This is a genomic window from Dehalococcoidia bacterium (assembly GCA_025054935.1).
In the GTDB taxonomy this organism is placed as follows: Bacteria; Chloroflexota; Dehalococcoidia; order SpSt-223; family SpSt-223; genus JANWZD01.
On sequence record JANWZD010000007.1, the window covers coordinates 128110 to 145282 of the forward strand.

General features: G+C 66.3%; 19 protein-coding genes. 6 read left to right on the forward strand and 13 right to left on the reverse strand.

All coding sequences use genetic code 11. From position 1 onward, the window contains the following. Positions 1–66 precede the first annotated feature (66 nt). Positions 67–564: a DUF427 domain-containing protein gene (locus NZ773_09540; protein ID MCS6802164.1), complete on the forward strand. Its 498-nt coding sequence runs from the start codon at positions 67–69 to the stop codon at positions 562–564. 5 nt (positions 565–569) lie between these two features. Here the strand turns inward: NZ773_09540 and NZ773_09545 are convergent, their stop codons facing one another. The 5 genes from NZ773_09545 to NZ773_09565 all read right to left on the reverse strand — a co-directional run bounded on the left by NZ773_09545 (position 570) and on the right by NZ773_09565 (position 5672). After that, positions 570–1532 (reverse strand): LLM class flavin-dependent oxidoreductase, encoded by a 963-nt coding sequence (locus tag NZ773_09545; protein ID MCS6802165.1) that lies wholly within the window; start codon positions 1530–1532, stop codon positions 570–572. A gap of 9 nt (positions 1533–1541) precedes the next feature. After that, entirely contained in the window at positions 1542–2495 is a 954-nt protein-coding gene (locus NZ773_09550; GenBank protein ID MCS6802166.1) for a TIGR03560 family F420-dependent LLM class oxidoreductase, read from the reverse strand. A 177-nt stretch (positions 2496–2672) separates the two neighbouring features. Beyond that, a complete protein-coding gene (locus NZ773_09555) occupies positions 2673–3074 on the reverse strand; it encodes a fasciclin domain-containing protein (GenBank protein ID MCS6802167.1) in 402 nt (133 codons plus the stop codon). A gap of 80 nt (positions 3075–3154) precedes the next feature. Beyond that, on the reverse strand, positions 3155–4456 hold the full coding sequence (locus NZ773_09560; protein MCS6802168.1) for a sirohydrochlorin chelatase: 1302 nt from the start codon (positions 4454–4456) through the stop codon (positions 3155–3157). A gap of 145 nt (positions 4457–4601) precedes the next feature. After that, positions 4602–5672, reverse strand: coding sequence for a methyltransferase domain-containing protein (locus NZ773_09565; GenBank protein ID MCS6802169.1), 1071 nt, complete (start codon positions 5670–5672; stop codon positions 4602–4604). A 74-nt stretch (positions 5673–5746) separates the two neighbouring features. On the opposite strand from NZ773_09565, the gene NZ773_09570 reads away from it, so the two are divergent. The 3 genes from NZ773_09570 to NZ773_09580 are packed head-to-tail and all read left to right on the forward strand — an operon-like array spanning position 5747 to position 7699. After that, positions 5747–6190: an OsmC family peroxiredoxin gene (locus tag NZ773_09570; protein ID MCS6802170.1), complete on the forward strand. Its 444-nt coding sequence runs from the start codon at positions 5747–5749 to the stop codon at positions 6188–6190. After that, positions 6183–6959 (forward strand): hypothetical protein, encoded by a 777-nt coding sequence (locus tag NZ773_09575; protein MCS6802171.1) that lies wholly within the window; start codon positions 6183–6185, stop codon positions 6957–6959. Before NZ773_09570 ends, NZ773_09575 begins: the two co-directional genes overlap by 8 nt. After that, positions 6956–7699 (forward strand): hypothetical protein, encoded by a 744-nt coding sequence (locus NZ773_09580; GenBank protein ID MCS6802172.1) that lies wholly within the window; start codon positions 6956–6958, stop codon positions 7697–7699. Before NZ773_09575 ends, NZ773_09580 begins: the two co-directional genes overlap by 4 nt. Before the next feature lie 5 nt (positions 7700–7704). Here the strand turns inward: NZ773_09580 and NZ773_09585 are convergent, their stop codons facing one another. From NZ773_09585 to NZ773_09605, 5 genes are all read right to left on the reverse strand, one after another. Beyond that, the gene (locus NZ773_09585; GenBank protein MCS6802173.1) at positions 7705–8763 is read right to left on the reverse strand and encodes an amidohydrolase family protein; all 1059 of its coding nucleotides are present in this window, start codon (positions 8761–8763) and stop codon (positions 7705–7707) included. A 23-nt stretch (positions 8764–8786) separates the two neighbouring features. Beyond that, positions 8787–9179 carry a protein-disulfide reductase DsbD N-terminal domain-containing protein gene (locus NZ773_09590; GenBank protein MCS6802174.1) on the reverse strand — a complete coding sequence of 131 codons (393 nt, stop codon included), beginning with the start codon at positions 9177–9179 and terminating at the stop codon, positions 8787–8789. After that, positions 9176–9781 (reverse strand): YIP1 family protein, encoded by a 606-nt coding sequence (locus tag NZ773_09595; GenBank protein MCS6802175.1) that lies wholly within the window; start codon positions 9779–9781, stop codon positions 9176–9178. The genes NZ773_09590 and NZ773_09595 overlap by 4 nt, the downstream gene beginning before the upstream one ends. A 340-nt stretch (positions 9782–10121) precedes the next feature. After that, positions 10122–11129 (reverse strand): LLM class flavin-dependent oxidoreductase, encoded by a 1008-nt coding sequence (locus tag NZ773_09600; protein MCS6802176.1) that lies wholly within the window; start codon positions 11127–11129, stop codon positions 10122–10124. Between the two features lie 3 nt (positions 11130–11132). Continuing rightward, complete coding sequence (locus NZ773_09605; GenBank protein MCS6802177.1) at positions 11133–12023, reverse strand: class I SAM-dependent methyltransferase; 891 nt, start codon at positions 12021–12023, stop codon at positions 11133–11135. Between the two features lie 129 nt (positions 12024–12152). Here NZ773_09605 and NZ773_09610 point away from each other — a divergent pair, with 129 nt between their 5' ends. After that, entirely contained in the window at positions 12153–12659 is a 507-nt protein-coding gene (locus NZ773_09610) for a DinB family protein (GenBank protein ID MCS6802178.1), read from the forward strand. Positions 12660–12665: 6 nt separating this feature from the next. On the opposite strand, the gene NZ773_09615 is transcribed toward NZ773_09610, so the two are convergent. Then, the gene (locus tag NZ773_09615; protein ID MCS6802179.1) at positions 12666–13178 is read right to left on the reverse strand and encodes a DinB family protein; all 513 of its coding nucleotides are present in this window, start codon (positions 13176–13178) and stop codon (positions 12666–12668) included. A 91-nt stretch (positions 13179–13269) separates the two neighbouring features. On the opposite strand from NZ773_09615, the gene NZ773_09620 reads away from it, so the two are divergent. After that, the gene (locus tag NZ773_09620) at positions 13270–14805 is read left to right on the forward strand and encodes a glycosyltransferase family 39 protein (GenBank protein MCS6802180.1); all 1536 of its coding nucleotides are present in this window, start codon (positions 13270–13272) and stop codon (positions 14803–14805) included. Here NZ773_09620 and NZ773_09625 read toward each other — a convergent pair. Together NZ773_09625 and NZ773_09630 are read right to left on the reverse strand one after the other, a co-directional pair. Next, entirely contained in the window at positions 14802–15719 is a 918-nt protein-coding gene (locus NZ773_09625) for a glycosyl hydrolase (GenBank protein MCS6802181.1), read from the reverse strand. The two genes, NZ773_09620 and NZ773_09625, sit on opposite strands and share 4 nt — an antisense overlap. Before the next feature lie 120 nt (positions 15720–15839). Continuing rightward, on the reverse strand, positions 15840–17171 hold the full coding sequence (locus NZ773_09630; GenBank protein MCS6802182.1) for a B12-binding domain-containing radical SAM protein: 1332 nt from the start codon (positions 17169–17171) through the stop codon (positions 15840–15842). Between the last annotated feature and the right edge of the window lie 2 nt (positions 17172–17173).

A 17173-nucleotide genomic window follows, 5' to 3' on the forward strand; every position in this document is an offset into this window, starting at 1 on the left:
TTGATCGAACGGGCGACAATTCGACAAGGCGGGGGCCGCCAGCCCCCTTCTTCGGAGGAGCAGCCTATGCAGCGTCCGCAACGGATCCCTCCCGGTCCGGGCCAAGAATCGGTGTGGGATTACCCGCGGCCGCCCCGGGTCGAGCCGGTCAGCAAGCGGCTCCGCGTTGTCTTCAACGGCACGACCATCGCCGAGACGACCCGCGGCTATCGGGTGCTGGAGACCAGCCACCCGCCGGTCTACTACTTCCCCCCGGATGACATCCTGCCGGGCGTGCTGACGCCGAACCCGCGGCAAACATTCTGTGAATTCAAAGGAACGGCAAGCTACTACGACGTGTGCGTCGGAGAGCGGACCGCTGCCGCTGCTGCTTGGACATACCGGGACCCGACACCGGCATACCGCGCGATCGCCAACTACGTTGCCTTCTATCCCTCGCGGATGGATGCGTGCTACGTCGACGACGAGCGCGTCCAAGCCCAGCCGGGCGATTTCTACGGCGGCTGGATCACCAGCGCCATCGTCGGCCCCTTCAAGGGCGGGCCGGGCACGGCGGGCTGGTAGGGAGCTCAGCGGCCGAAGGTTTCGATGACCGCGGCAAGGTAGTCGTTCACTCGCGGGCCGCCCGGCGTATAGAAGACAGGGACGTCATACAGCCCGTCCCACCGCTCGGCGAACTGGCGGCGCGCCTCGTCCGGAGGTCCAGTGATCGCGAGCGCATCGAGGAGCGTGTCGGGAAGCGCCGCAAGCGCGGCGTCGGTGGTGCCCGCAGCGAGCGCGGCGCGGACGGCAGCAAATGCCTGCTCCCACCCCATCCGGCGGGCGATTGCATCGAGCTTGGCTGGCTCTCCTTGGATCGCGCGGGCGTAGTACCGCCGGACATCGTCGCGGCAGGTCTGCCGGTCCGGCCCGATGGCGGTGAAGATCCAGCCGCTGACCGGCGGGCGCGGCCGTCCCGCTTCGCGCGCCCCTGCCTCGACTGCCGGGAGGATCACCTCCCGGGCCCAGTGCGCCGGCCAGAAGGGATGCCCCGCCACCCCGTCAGCGACCCGCCCCGCCATCCGCATCATCCGCGGCGTGAGCGCTCCGACATAGATCGGGATCGCGATCGCCGGCTGGCTCCCAAGGATGTCGAGCGAGAAGAAACGACCGCGGAACGGTCCCGGGGGACCGGCAAAATAGCGGCGCATCAGCGCGATCCACTCCGCCATCCGTTCCGCGCCGTGAGAACGCTCGCGCGGGAACTGCAGGGCAGCATCCGGGAGCGTTGTCGCCCCGATCCCGAGCCGGAATCGCCCGCCGGCGAGCCCCTGCAGCAGCCGCGCCGCGCTCGCCACGATCGCTGGCTCGTAGTTGTAGACCGTCAGGACGCCCGTGCCGACCGCAGCGCGCTGACTCGCGAGCACGACCGCCGCGGCATGGATCAGGCCGCCCTCGTGCCATACCTCATCGAAGCCGGCGGCCTCGGCACGCCGGACCCATTCGGCCTGCTCGGCGGGCGGCAAGAAGTTGATCACGATCCCTTTCGGCATCGTCTCCCCCTAGCGGAAACGGGGCATCACCTCGCGGGCAAACAGCCGCAGCATCTCGTGCTCCCGCTCAACCATGTTGAACAGAAAATGCGTCACGCCGATCTCAAGGTACTCTTGAATGCGTGCCGCGACGCGGTCGGGACCGCCTGCAAGATAGAGCGACCTTGCGCGCTCGACCGGAAAGCCGCGGCGCGCTGCGAGCGCTTCGAGGCGGCGGTCAGCCTCCTCGTCGCGCTCGGCGAGCACCAACGGGGCGCCCATCACGAGCTCGATCTCGTCGATCGCACGGCCAACTTCGTCGCAGTGGCGCTGGAGCACCTGCTTTTTGTGCCGCCACACCGCCGGCTCCCCCCACGTCTGCCAGGCGTCGGCGTGCCGCGCCACAATCCGCGCGGTCACCCGCTCGCCGGCGCCGCCAATCAGAATGGGCAGGCGCGGCTGAAGCGGTTTGGGATAGCAGAGGGCGTCCTTCAGCTGGTAGTACCGACCGTGAAAGTTCGCCCGGTGCTCCGTCCAGAGCAGCCGCAGAACCTGCACCGCCTCGTTCAGCCGCCGCAGCCGCTCCGGCACGTCGTAAAAGGGGATGCCATACATCGTGTGCTCGAGTTCGTACCACGCCGCCCCCATCCCCACATACAGCCGGCCGCCCGTGATGTGGTCGACCGTCGCCGCCATATTGGCAAGGACGGCCGGATGACGATAGGTATTGCCGGTCACAAGACAGCCGACCCGGAGGCGGCGGGTGAGCGCGCCTAGCGCGGTGAGGGTAGTCCAGCCTTCGAGGCAGTCATCCTCGATCCACGGCTCCTTGGTGCCCCCGGGGCTGATCGGGATGAAATGGTCAAAAGTCCACCCCGTATCAAAGCCAAGGTCATCAACCAGCTGGAAGACATCAAGCAGCTCTTGCCACGTAATATGCTGGGGGCCAACCTGAATGCCAAAGCGGATCGGAAAGTTCGCCATCGGCGCTCCTTGCGACAGTGTCGGCGCTTGGTAGCATGTCTGCCGCAAGGCCGTCAACTGCGCCGGAGGAGGGCGACGGCTGCCGCTGAGCCGGGGAACCGTCAGCAGCGCGGAGGGAGAGGAGCCCCGCGCCGCCCCATCGCTCGGGAGAGGACGGCGCGGAGTGGCGGAGCGCCGTTAGCTCGGCAGGATGACGCTGTCGATCACGTGGATGACGCCGTTGTCGGCGACAATATCAGCCTGAACCACGCGGGCATCATTCACTTTTACGCCGTCCGACGTGTCGAAGCGGACCTCTTGTCCTTGGACGGTCTTCGCGCTCGACATGGTGGCGACGTCAGCAGCCATCACCTTGCCCGGGACGACATGGTAGGTCAGCACGCTGACAAGCTTATCCTTGTCGGCCAGCAGCCCTTCGATCGTGCCGGCAGGAAGCTTGGCGAAGGCGTCGTCGTTCGGCGCAAAGACGGTGAAGGGGCCGGCTCCCTTGAGCGTGTCGACGAGCCCAGCCGCCTGCACTGCCTTAACGAGGGTGGAGAAGGATCCGGCAGCAACCGCCGTTTCAACGATGTCAGCCATGAGCGAGTCTCCTCACGATACGCCAAGATGTGGGGCTGCGAACGTTCGCAATGAGACTCTAGAGAACTCTGAACCGTCAGTCAAGCTTCATTTTTTGCGCCAAGCGACGCCCGGTGTTCTGTCCAGTAGTGGGTTGTCTTTGCCACCGCCGTGACCACGTTCTTGATCTCGTGTTCGAGCCGAAAGCGCGGACCAGCCGGCAGATAGATGACCGTGCCTTCCCGGCGGGCGAAGACATTCTCTACGATGATCGCCCGCAGCAGCCAAATCGCCATCTCCTCATCGTCACACCGGATGCCGATCCAGCCCGGCGACTGACTGAGCACCACCGGCAGTCCGGTGGTCATCGTGATCCCGCGTGTCAGTTCCGCGATAACGCGCGCGTACCCCTCCGGATCGGACTCGACTTCGCTCGGCGGCACGGGTTCGAGGAGTGTTCCCCGGTGAGGCGGACCGCCGGCCAGCGCAAGCTCACAGAACCCTGACCACACGCGGTCCCACGCCACTTGGCCCTGCTCATCGTAGACTAGGTCTGCCGCGCTCATCGGCGCGGCGCTCACGGATACCCCGCCGCGGTAGCGAGGCGGCAGGATGGCATCGAGTGCAGCGAGCGGGTGCGCATGGCTGAGACCGCCGTGCGTGTGCGTTTCCGCCATTTGCTGTCGCGCCGCCGCCTCGGCTTGCGCAGCGATATGCCGCACGATCGCCTGAACAATCTGAGGGTGGCCGCCGGCTGGCGCCAGTCGCTCGATCGTTAGCGCCGGGTCGGCCGCCTGCAGCTGCCCCAGCTGCTCATCGAGGCGCGCCAGCAGCGGCCCGCCCACCACCAGCAGAGGAGCGACGAGCAGCCGTTTCTCTCCCCGCGCAGTCAGTTGCTCGGCGGCGTCGGCGAGGCGCGGCCAGCTCCCATCGATGAAGGCATAATTCAGCGCTCGAATGTCAGCGCGCTCGGCAAGAAGCCGAGCAAGCCGAGCCACTTCCGCCCGCCATTCGCTGCTCGCGCCGGCTTCTGCAGCAAGGAGCACCGCTCCCGCCGGCGAGCGAGCAAGCTGCTCCGCCAGCGACCCCACAATCGCCTCGCCAAGCGGCGCCCGTCCCAGCCAATGGATGCTCACGGTCGGCATTGTCGCGCGGAGCGATTTGAGGGCCGCCGGCATCTCATCTGGCCCCGTCAAGCAGAGCGAGACGGCGCGGAGGCGATACTTCCCTCCCCCAGCGATCTGGCGGACAGTCGCCGCCGCCTTTGCCGCGCTTGTCAGCCACGCCTTCTCCGACGTCTGCGCCGCGAAGGCAGCGGCCAGAGCCGAGGCGGCAGCGTCGCTCTCGGCTCCATCCTGAACTATCAGGAGGACAGGCGCTGAAGAGAGACGAACCGATGGCATAAGTGTGCCTGCAGGTATGGATGACTGAACCGCTCAAAGTGTAGCCGCACCGGCGGCCTCTGTCGCTCCCGCTCCATCTGGGATGCGCCTTCTGCAGTCAGTCCCTCCAGAGTGGGGGCAAGTCTGCGCGAGGGGGTGATCGATCTCAGCGGGTCGCTTCCCACAGCCACGAGATCGTCACACCGCTCGGCCGCTCCTCGACAGCGCGGAAGCCGGCGGCTTTGAGCATTCCGGTGAAGTCCGCCCGGACCCAGGCGAGCGAATAGGGCTCGGCATTATGCGCGGCAAAGTATTCGCGGTTGTAGTCCTGCAGAATGGACGTGTGGCGCGCCGCGCTCATCATGTCGACAACCGCAAAGATGCCGCCCGGCCGGAGGATGCGATGCACCTCGCGGACGACCCGCTGCGCGACTTCGATCGGAATTTCGTGAAACAGGATGTACGCAAAGGCGAGGTCGAAAGCCTCGCCCGGAAAGCGCGTCTCCTCGGCGGGCCGCTGCGCGAAATGGACTGGAATGCCGAGCTCAACGGCGCGCTTGTGGGCGTAGCGGACCATAGGCGCGGCAAGGTCGATCCCCCAAACTTCCGCGGCGGGAAAGCGCTTCTTGAGCGCCGTCGTGCTTTGCCCGATCGCGCAGCCGAGGTCAACGACGCGGCGCACCACCCCATCTGCCGGCAGCCGCACGCGGTCGACCAGCGCCTGCTGCAGCTCATCGTCGTCATTGTCGCCGGTGAAGAGATACTTCGTTCCGTAGTGGTAGAAATAGCCGGCGAGCGGGTCGCGATGATAGCTCCCGGGCTGGAGATGAAAGGCAACCCGCTCGAAATAGGCAGGGTAGGAGAATGCGGGGTCGTACTCGACCGTGCCCGGCCCGCACTGGTCGGCGGCGTCGAGGGCGGCTTCCAGTTCCGCCCGCCGTTTCTCATAGGTCGCGACCACCCCGTCCCACATCATTTCCTGCGCTGACCGGTGGAGGCGGTTGCGGGCGGCAACGATCGGCAGCGAGTCGAGGGCGCGATGGGCATCTTCCAACGATGCAGGCCAGTGTCCCGCAGCGGCAGCGAACGCCTCGAAGGCGGAACGGGCGCGAGCGCGGAGGGCCGGCTCCACCGCGCCCAGCGTGAATGAGCGCAGCCCCTCGGCGAAGTCAAGATAGGCTTCATCGTCATGGTCAGTCGCTGCGAGCAGTGTCCCAATCCGACCGCGATCCCCCATGCGCACCCCTCTCAGCGGCTCGGCAGCCGGCGTGGTAGAGTCGGCACGCAAAATTTTCCATCTGAGGTGCTCCTTTGGCAACGACACGCACGGCACGCGCCGTCTGGAACGGCGACTTGGCCTCCGGCTCCGGCGAGGTCACGGCGGTGAGCAGCGAGCGATTCGTCAATCTGCCCGTCAGCTGGCCGGCGCGCATCGAGCAGCCGGGCGGACGAACCAGCCCCGAAGAGCTGCTGGCCGCCGCCCACGCCAGCTGCTTCGCGATGGCGCTCTCAGCGGGGCTCGGCCGCGCCGGAACGCCCCCGACGCGGCTCGAGGTGAGCGCAACCGTCACCTTCGACCGAGTCAACGAGGCGTGGACAGTCACCAAGAGCGAGCTCACGGTGCGCGGGAGCGTGCCCGGCGCAACTCTCGAGGCATTCCGGCAGGCCGCCGAAACCGCGAAGGACAGCTGCCCCATCTCGCGTGCGCTGAAGGGCAACGTTGAGATGAGCGTCGCGGCGTCGCTCGATGGCTGAGATGACCGGCACCGCCGCCCTCACCCTTGCCGAATGGGAGACGTTCCTCGATCGGGTTGAGCAGCCGCTCAACGTTCAGCGGCGCGACCGCTTCTGGTACGAAGGAGAACTGATCGACCGATCGTTCGCCTTTCTCTTCCAAGATGGGCGGCTGGTCAGCGCAACCGAGACGTTCGCGACCACGACGGGCGCTCCCCCTCGCCCCTTCGCCGACCCCGCGCCAGCGTGGGAGCGGATTGCAGCGGGGGCGGGAGACCTCGCGCGGGCGGTCGACGCGGGACGGATCACCGCGCCCAAACTGACCTTCCAATTTCAGTTCTGGCTGATGCCGGACGTCGTCGCCTACGAAGTGAACTATCTTGCGAACGACGCCGAGGAACTGTTCGCCGGTAAACCGGTCCTCCCTGCAGAACCGAGCCGCTGGGAACGGGTTGCTCATCTGCTGCGGGAGGGAAGCGTGCGCTTCGACGGGATGGAAGGGCAGTTTCAACGCGCCCGCTATCTCCAGACCTATTTCGCCTTCCGCTTCGTCGACGGCGAACTGCGCGAGGTGCGGGAGATGGGTTTCGGCGCGCTTCCCGACCGGGTGTACGGCGAGGCGGCGCAGGTGTGGCGCGATCTCGGCAGCGGCCAGTTCAATCCGCTCCGCGACGTGGAGCGGGGCCGCTTCGGGCCGAACCTTGTGGCGACGTTCCGCGTTCTCAAGCATGGGCCTGTCGGGCATCTCGGCATCTTTCTTCGCCCGCTCCAACGGTTGGGGGTGCGATGATGCTGTCCGGCCGCGCTACCATGGAATACTGGGAGCAGTTTCTCGCCGAGACCGTCCGGCTTGACGTGCCGGCAATCGAGCACGGGTCGCCAACGTCGCGCGGCTGGATGATGACCAAACTGATCGTCGTCCAGCTTGAGCGCGGAGTGCCGGTGGACGCGCGCGAGCTCGGCGATTTTGGGGAGCCGAGTGTCGTCTTTGCCGACCCCGAACGAGTGTGGAACGACTTGCTCGCCGAGCGGATCAATCCGTTTCACCAAGTCGCGACGGGGCAGCTCCCGCTTGAACGCTTTTCCGCCGCCCTGCTTCTCTCCAAATCGCCGCTCCGCTTCTACAACGGCCCGCTCCTCTACTTTCGGGTCGACCCTCTGCTCGACCTGCCGAACGCGCACCGCTACGGACTGGCGGAGTGGGAGCAGCTGAAGGCCGACATCGCGCGCCCGCTGCCGGCGCCCGCGGCGGAGGATGCCCCCGCTGTCGACGGCCTGCTCATTCAGCGCGTGCTTACATTTCGCGCGTTCGATGGCCGGGTCGTGCAGGCCGCGGAACTTGGGGGCAGCCCTGACGGCCGCCCCATTCTCTGGGAGCCGGCGCAGCGGATCTGGAACGACATCGTTGCCGGCGCGCTCTCCCCAACGCGCCACCTTGCTCATCTTTACGGAGATGTCGAACGGATGTCAGCGTTCTTCTTTTATGTCAAAGACCGCGACCATATCGGCTACGAGTTCGGGATCCGGTAGCGTCCTCAAACGTTGTAGCAGCGGGATGGGTTCTCCCAGAGGATCCGCTCGGCACTCTGTTCGGCAAGGCCGCTCTGCTCGCGGAAGGCAGTCGCGAAATCGCCGCGCTGTCCGGACCCATCGCGCCGCGAGGAGCTGCCGGCGACAAGGCACCGGTCGCCGACCCAGCCGATGACGTACTCAAGGTCTTCAGCCGGTTCACAGGAGAAGAAGAGCCGCCCCCCGAGCAGCCGCTCGGCACGCTCGCGACCGGCCGGCGTCAGCGCCCGCAGCGCATTCGGCAGCCAGTCGCAGCCGAGCTCCAGCCAGAGGAAACGCACTCGCTCGAAGCGGTCGGGGATTGTCGAGGAGAGCAGGCGGTCGAAGGCGTACATTGAGAACAACTCGCCCAGTTGGCGCGTGCTGTGGGCGCGCTGCAGTCCGAGCTGATCGGACGGCGCACCGTCGAGCGCCTCGGCCGCCGAGCTGCCGGACCCGACATGAACCGCGAGGGTGAGGCGATGCTGGTCCAGTGCGGCGTAGATCGGCTCGAAGCGCGGATGATCGAGGGGATAATCCCACTCCACTCCGCGCGCCATCACCGCAACGCAATTGCCAAGACGGGCGACCCGGTCGATCTCGCCCGCCGCAGCGGCAGGATCCCGCCACGGGACAACCGCAGCATAGGAGAGGCGGCCACCAGCGCGGCTGCACGCTTCGGCGAGGAAACTGTTGTAGCTGACGCAGAGCGCCGTCTCCAGCTCGAGATCCTCCGCGACATTGCCGAGGAACAGCGAGGGGTAGACCACCTGCACCGTCACGCCCATCCGGTCCAGCTCGGCGAGCCGCGCCGGCACATCTGTCAGCGCCCGAGCGCTGGGCGACCCGCCTGCCCCCCGCGCTGCGGATGGGACCGTATGCTGCCGGACCTTCCTGTCGATCACCCAGACCGTCATGCCCCCGCCATAGACGGTGTCGGACGGAAAAGTGACGGGCATCGGGCGGCGAGGACGGAGCCGCTCCGGCAAAAATTGCCAGCAGGCAACCCCTTCTTCAATATGAGCATCCGCGTCGATGACTGGCATCCGAGCCTCCGCAACAGTGTGGCTCAACTGCGCTCCAACGGAAGGCGAAAAGCAACGCGCGCCGGCAGAAAACAGGTCGTCTCCGTGCACACCTGGTAGGCGACCTCGCCTTCAACGACCGCCGCTTTCGGCTCGATCGGTAGCCGGCCGACCACCTGCCCGTGGTAGACCCAAAACTGGTCGGGCACATCCTCGACCGCGAGCCGCTCTGCCACCGGCCACTCGGGGCGGCCGACGACGACCGCGCTGGCCGGGTCGAGGTGCACCGAGAGCGGAACAAAGCCCTCGGGCACTGGTTCGGCATAGAGGTGATAGCCGGGCGCGATCGTTACGCGGACTGTTAGGACGCGCTGGGACAGCGCGGCGCCCGGCTCGAGCGCAACTTCCACCGTGACTGGCTCTTCTTGATGGTTCACACCATCCCCCAGCGGAAGCCCATTCCTCCAACTCCCAGCACGAGAGCGAAAAGCGTGAAAACAGACGCGATCAGGAATGTCACCACCAGCACGATGATGAGGCTGATGACGATGGTTAGGATCGCCTTCGTTGTATCGAGGTCCAGCCCCTCGCGGACAGCGAAGAAGCCGGTGAGCACAACCCAGACGAACAGGACGAGGCTGACCGCGATGCCGAGGAGCGGGATCCCGGAGAGAATGGAGAAGATGTTCGGAGAGTAGGCGAATCCGAGCGTTCGGATCATTTCGCCGAGGGATGCCGTTCCGCCAAAAAGCCGCGTGCCGATGAACTGGACGACGACCGCCCACACCACAAAGCCGATGACAGCGGCGAGAAAGCCGTTGACCAGCGCGATGACAGCATTGCCGAAGCGCAGGCCGCCCAGCACCTCCTGAATAAAGCCGGCGAGCGCCATCGAGACCGCCGCAACAAGGACGATAGTCCACGCCTGCCCGGTGGCCGTCGAATCAGCCTCAACCTCGTTGAATACCGCCCGGTCGAGCCGCAGCACCCGCCCCACCCGATCGAGAAGGTTGCCGCTCTGTGCTAGGGGAGAAACCATATGTCCTCCTCAGTGCTTCGATTGCGAGGGCGCGTGGCGCTAGTGTACTCCGAGCGCCGGTCACGCGCTCACGGCGAGACGGCTTGGCGTCCTCCCTCCTCCCGAGGGAACGCCGCCCGAGCCGCGCTGGAGGGCAGGAGCAGAGAAGCGCTCCCGCGGCTGTGATCCTTTCGGCGCGGGGACTGCGGGCAGTTCCCTGTTAGGTCACCCGCCACTCCGAGGCGAGCAGAGGCGGGCCGAACGTTCGCGCAAGCGGGCCATCTGCAGCGCGCCCTTTCTGCCCGCACGGGGCACGCGTTCCTACTGGTGCTCCCCGCCCACGCGCCCCCGGCGGCCGGCGTTAGCTGCCGACCACCGCCGCAGCGACCCGGGCTTGGCTTTCGCGCCACTCTTCTGGCGCAAACCCGAGCGCCGGGACGGCGAGAGCAAACTGCCCCACCGGCACGGGCGAAAGCGTGTCGACGAAGTCGAACGACTCGACAGCCGCGGCAAGGTCGCGCGGACGACAGACGATGACAAACTGCCGAACGATGGAGTCATCGAGGAGCTGCGCGGCATCGCGATACCGTCCCTCGCGAACGGCGCGAGAGAACTCGGCGGCGAGCTGCTGCCCGCTCAGTTCGGCGAGGCGGGGCAGGAAGCGGGGGATCGCCAGCCCTGCCGTCAGTTCGAGGCGCGCGCGCCGCATCGCTTCATCCAAGTCGTCATGGACGGAGGTCAGCATGCCCGCCGAGATCGGAAACTCCTCCGGGCGGAGGGAGCGCGCGAGCGCAGCGCGCTGCTGCAGCACCGAACGGGCAGTGAGGAGATGAAGGGCGAGCCCGTCGCCATGGGCGCAGGCGAGGCGAACCATCTGCGGGCCGCTGGCAGCGAGCACGATCGGCAAGTCGCGAGGGGAGAGGCCGTAGCCGACGCCGGCAGCCCGGAAGAACCGGCCCACGTAGCGAACGGGCTCGCCGGCCGGGCTGCGCAGCAGCGCCGCGACTGCAGCAGCGTAGTCGCGCAGCCGCGCAAGGGGAGGCGCGAACACGCCGCCGTGCCCTTCCTCGATCACCGGCTCGCTGCCCGGGCCGAGGCCAAGCGTAAATCGACCGCGGCCGGTTACGGTAAGCAGCGAGGCCGCTGCAGTCGCCGTCTGCAGCGGGGAGCGGACAGGGAGAGCAATGAGGACGCGCACCGGAATCCGCTCGGTGACGGCGGCGGCAAGCGCCGCGTCGACAAAGCAGTCAGCGCCCGCGGTATCGGCGACGGCGACGCCCCCGCGCCCAGCAGCATCGGCGCGAGCGCACCACTGCTGCCACTCGCGCGAGTCGCGCGCGACAGCGCGGGAAAGGACGAGGCGCGCCACCCCTCACTCTGGCCGCTCGGCCGTGATGACCATCCCATCCTCATAGGCAGCGTGACGAGTGACGTTGCGGAACCCCGCTGCGGCGATGGCGCGTTCGAGGTCGAGCGCCATGTACTCGGGGAGGAACGGCTCGGGGCCGGCTGCGCCGCGCGCCGCCCGGGCAGCGCGCGCTTCTTCGGTGTCGTCGTACAGCACTTCCATCGCGCTCAGCGCCCCGCCGGGGCGAATAAGCCGAAACATCTCGGCGAGGATCGCGCGCGCATCCGCTGCCGGCATTTCGTGGAGGACGTACGTGAAATGGACGACGTCGAAGCTGGCGTCGGGAAAGACGGTCCGTTGGGCGTTCTGAAGGTAGAACTGCACGTTGCGGACGCCGCGGTCGGCTGCCCACTGGCGGGCGAACCGAATATACGGCGCTGAGAGGTCGATGCCGATCACTTCAGCCTCCGGCCACAGCTCGGCGAAGGCGAAGGCGGTCGTGCCAGTGCCCGTGCCGATGTCGAGGACGCGCCGGAGCGCTCGTCCTGCGTGGATGCGGGCAAGGTGTTCGCGGATCTGCTCCTCGCGCGTAAACGTGAAGCGCGTCCGCGCCAAGTAGACAAGCCGCGGAATGCGCGGATTGGTATGCGCTCCCGGCTGGAAATGCACCGGCGTGAACCAATAGGCCGGGAAGTCAGGGATCGGTGCGCCGGGCGGCAGAACGTCGCTCAGGTCGGCCGGACCGTCATAAGCGGGACACATCTCCACCCATTCGCGAAGGACCTCGACTGCCCGCTTCGGGTCGGTGTGGGCAAGCCCGAACATCCAGCGCTCAAACGGGGTCATCTCCTGATAGATCGTCTCGCGCGTGATCGGGGTCGGCTGCGGCTCATGAGGGGCAAGCTCGAGTGCCATCGCGTCCTCCTCCTCCCAATGCGGGAAGCATATCAGCCCCTCATCCTCCTGCAAGGTCCAACTCGATATTGGCTCTTGTGTCTACACATTCTCGCGCTACACTCCCCAAAAACAGCGAGGGAGGAGACGGTGACCGAACAACTCGGCCCGGCGCGGCTCGACGAGGCAGTGGCGTGGTTTGAAGAGAATGCCGCGGCGGCTCGTGCGGTGATCGTCGCCCTCTCGCCCGAGTCGCTGCGGGTCGTTCCCGACGGCGAGCCGTGGAACGTCGCCTCGATCGTCAGCCACATGGGGGCTGCGCTCCATTTCTCGCTCGCCGTCGAAGCAGTGATGCGGGGCGGTCCTCCGCTGGGCCCGGAGGTGTTCGCCGAGAACCGAGCGAAGGTCGAAGCGGCCGCCGGCGCGTCGAAAGAGGACCTGCTCGCCGCCTTCGATGAAGGGGTGGCCGCCTTCCGGCAGCACCTCGCCTCGCTCGACGAGGAGGAATACGGGCGGGTCTACACGATGCGCGACCCGTTCGGCCGCGAGACGACTTGGAGTTCGCGCTTCGGCGTCTGGCGGCAGGTGACGCATCTGCAGGAGCATGTCGCCCAGATCCGCGACTGGCTTGCCCGCGGGTCAGCGCCGACCGCCTGAGCCCTCTCAGGTGAGGAGACGGCGTTCGACCGGCCGGCCACGCGCCAGCCACTCCTGCACTTGCTCCAGATGCTCGCGCAGGTGGTCGATAGAGCTTTGGAGCACGGCGGGCAGAGAGACGTCGACCTGCCGGCCGCTCGGCATGGTCACCGGCGTGACAGCAAAGAATGCGTCTTCGGCGAGCGCCGCAACGTAGGCGCGCGTTGCTGCCACGCGCTGATCGATGAGCGCGAGCAGTTCCTCCCGGGATGGAAGCTCGTCGACAGGCGGGTCATAGATCCGCATGTCGGCCGATGTCGCTTCGCGCGTGGTTAGGGCGATCTGGTGGAGGTCGCGAGGATAGGTCAACCCGGCCGCGGCGTGATACAGGATCTGGGCGACAGTCCACGCTTCGCCCGCTACCCCGACCGACAGCTCCTCCTCGCTCAGCCGCGAAACGGTCTCCCGAAGCCGCGCGACGTGCGCCTCCCACTCGCGCAGGGCCTTCGCCCGCAGCTCGCTCGGCGGCTGCTCCGTCACTCTCCCCTCTCCTCGGTCTCAAAACCTGCCGTTAAGATACCCGATAGTGCTCTCGTCTCAATGACGGGGAAAGGGATGGGAGGGTGAACGGGTGCAGAGCAAAGCAATCCCGGTGCCTTGGGGAGGGGTGACCCCCTCAACGCTCGTCGCTCCGCTGCTCCTCGCAGCACTTCTCTTCGCCCAGGTCCTCTTGGGAGCGGCTCTTCGGAACGGGCCTTTTCAGGATGAGGCCACATTCATCTATGCGGGGCGGCAGTACGTTGAGGCGCTCACCGGGGGCCCCCCAGTCACCGAGGAGTATGCACGCTACTTCGCGGGCCTCCCCTATCTCCAGCCTTTGGCGCTCGGCGCTCTCGCCATGGTCGGCGGGCTCGAGGCGGCGCGCGCGCTCTCCACTGCTATGCTCCTTGCGGTTACGCTCGGCGTGTTTCTCCTCACGCGCCTTCTCTTCGACGAGCGAAGCGCCCTGTTCGCTGCGGCGGTCTTTGCCTTCCAAGCGCCGGTGCTCTTCATCAGCCGGCTTGCGACCTACGATTCGGGCTGTTTGCTCCTCCTGACGTTCGCTGCGGTGATGGCTGTCGGTGCCGCGCACTCTCGCGGCGGCCGTGGGCTCGACCTTGCAGCAGGTGCCGCCCTGCTCGTCGCCGGCGCCTTTCTTGTCAAGTATTCGGCGCTCATGTTTGTGCCGGTCATCGTCGCGCTGCTCGGCGCCGAAGCGTGGCGGAGAGCAGGGGCGCGGCGCGCGATGGTCCTCGTTGCGACGATGCTCGCCGTGTGGGCAGGAGTGGCCGCGCTCAGCTTCGTCTTTCTCGCCGGCTCGCTCGCGCAAGATGTTCGGAACGGCGTCACCTTCAGCGTTTCGGTGACCCGCATCAGCCCCAGCGACGTCGAACGTCTGCTCCGCGAGCGGTTCGTGGAACTGACCGCCGGCCTCTGCCTCCTGAGCGCCGCCGGCGCCCTCCTGACCGCACGCCAGCGGCCGCTACTCGCGGCGGTGCTGGCCGGCGGCTTCCTCCTTGCGCCCCTCTATCACGCCGTCCGCGGCGAGATGGTCTCGCTGCAGAAGCACGTAGCGTACGGCGCGATCTTCGCAGCGCCCCTTGCCGGATCTGCTCTCGCCCGCTGGTGGGGGAGCAGCGGCGACCTCGGGCTGGGGATCCGACGGGTGAGCAGCGGTCTCGTGATCTGCCTGCTCGCCTTCAGCGGCGTCAGCGGGGCACGGCTTCTCTACAGCGAGTGGCCAGATGGGCAGAGCGCCGCCGAAATAATGCGACGCGAACTGACCCCCTCAAGTAAGGTCTTGGCTGAGGAGGTCGAGATCGTGCGCCTCACCGCCTATGGGCTGCTGCCAGACAAAAACTGGGTGAGTACTGAGTGGGTCGGTCCCTCCTACGCGTGGCCCTACCCAGCAAGCCGTGACGGAGCGACGGGGCGAACGGCGATGCGTGAAGCGATTGAAGACGGCTGGTTCGACCTCATCCTGTTTCGCTACGGACCAAGTAACGCCCTTGCTAGGGAGCTGGAGCCTGTCATTCAGGGAAGCGGCCGCTATACCGAGATCGTTCGCCTTCCCTATCGCACTCGCTTCGGCGAAGGGCAGTACGTTCTCTGGAAGCGCGTGGGCTAAGGGTCTTCCCAGCGCGAGAGGTACCAGTCGGGCGCGACGGCACGCGCGAAGGCGGCGAGCACCTCCGGCGACGCATCAATCCGCCAGTCAAAGCCGTGCGTCGCTTCGTTGAACCAGACGAGGGCGCGAACGCGCGGGAAGCGCCGCGGGAGGTCGCGCAGGGTCGCCTCGATCCACGCTGATTTCCGCGGGTCGTCGTGAACCCCGATCTCCGCGATCATCACTGGGCGGCGACTGAGTGCTAGAAGCCGGCGGTACGACTCTTCGGCGATCTCCGGAAATGGGCGCCACCCTCCCCACGGCTCCGCGTTGTAGACGTCGAGCGCAACCCAGTCCACCGTATCGTCGCCCGGAAACATCGGCTCAAAGGCAGCTTCCGGCCGCCAGATCACCCCGGGCGACCAGACCCACTCAACATTGACGGCGCCCTCCTGCTGAAAGATGGCATGGAGCCGCCGCCACGTCGCGACATACTCCGCGGCGGTATTGCCCGCAACCCCCACCGCCCAGGGGTAGCTTCCAAGGTTCATCTCATGTCCCCACCGCAGGAGGACACGTTCGCCGATATCGCGCAGCCCCCGCGCCCAGCTCCGAATGTAGAGGTCGTAGTCGCCGCGGAGGATGGCGGCGAGGCGATAGCGCGGCTGGTCATAGCCGCGACGATAATCCCACGGCTCCCACGTGATCATCGGCGTCCGGCCCAGCTCAAGGACAGCGCGTATCCGCTCCGCGTCGAAGCCGGCATCGGGCGCGCCCCAGCCGACAAACCAGTGGACGATGGCAAATTCCTTCCCGACCGCCGCCTCGAGCGCAGCCAGTTCACGAAGGGAGCCCGGCTGCCAGACGCCGAGCATGATGCGCGTCGGCGGAGAAAAGAGGCAGGAGGAGAGCAAGACCGACAGCCCTACGAGCACTGCAGCGACGCCGAAGCGGGTTACGAGCAGCGCTCGTGCCTCCAGAGAAGAGCAGCCAGCTTCCAGCCAAGCGAGGAGGACACCAACGGAGGGCGGGCCCGCGGCGCCACGTCCCTCCCGTCAGGAGACGTAGCGGAAGCGGTAGGTGCGCCAGTAGCCGACATCGGTGCCGAATGAGGCCATCAGCTTCTTGGCACGGCGCGCCATGGGGTAGCGGCGGAGGGACCGCAAGCCTCGCTGGGCAATACGATAGGGGCTGTACACTTTCTTGCACAACCAGTCGTAGGCTTCCCTCAGCTCGTCGACAGTCATCTGCTTCGGAATAAATGTGACGTGCGAAGTGTCATAATAGCTCCAAGGGACATCAAGCAGCCGCCCTTCGCGCTCAAGCTGGGCGCGTTGCGGCGTTCCCGGATACGGCGTGAGCACCGTCACCGAGACCGAGTCCAATTCGCTCTCGCGAATGAACTTCCACGTCTCTTCGAACGTTTCGAGGGTATCATCGTCAAAGCCGAAGACGAATAGGCCAACCACGCCTATTCCGTGATCATGGCATGTCTTGATCACCTGACGATATTCATCCTGGATTCCGCGCGACTTGCCGCCAAGATTGCGCTTGTTCTTCGGATTGATCGACTCGAAGCCGATAAACAGCTTGTCGAGATGCGCTTCGCGCGCGAGGTCAAGCAATTCGGGATATTTCCCGACCATCTGCTCCGCTTGGGCGGTCCAGCCAGTCAACGGCAGCTTCGCTAGGGCTCGCAGCAGCTGCTCCGTATATTCGGGATTGAGGCGAAAATTCAAGCCGAAATTATCATCAGTAAGAAAGAACCGGCGGATTTTCCGCCGCTCGATCTCTTCGATCACTTCAGGAATTGGCCGAAGCCGCATCTTCTGACCAGAAACGCGAATCGCCGTGCAGAACGAGCAGTTCCGCGGGCAGCCACGCGTGATCTCGAGATACGGCGTCCAGTACTCCCGGTTCTCCGCCACCATTTTGATGACGCGATCGGTGAGCGGAGCAACGCCTTCAAGGCTGTTCCATTCCTCGTCGCAGTAGTACGGCTTTGCGCCGCCCGAAAAGTGATCCTGGACGATTTGCGGCCAGGTGCGATAGGCCTCGCCGACATTGACAATATCCGCCCACTTGGCGACGTCCTCGGGAGAGAGGGTGGCGTGAACGCCGCCAACCGCCACCGTTCCCCCCCGTTCCTTCACCTTCAGCGCAATATCCCGCGCCCGGTCGATCGAATGGGTCATACTCGTGATGCCGACAAGATCGCCCGGACGGATATTCGAATATGGGATCGGCTCGCGATTCTCGTCCCAAATCTCGACCGGGATCGAGTCCGGAACGAGAGAAGCAAGGCGCATGAGGGTATACGGCGACCCCGGAACCCTGCCGAAAACGCGACCATCGCGCTTTGGATAAATCAGGACGACCTTCGCCATCT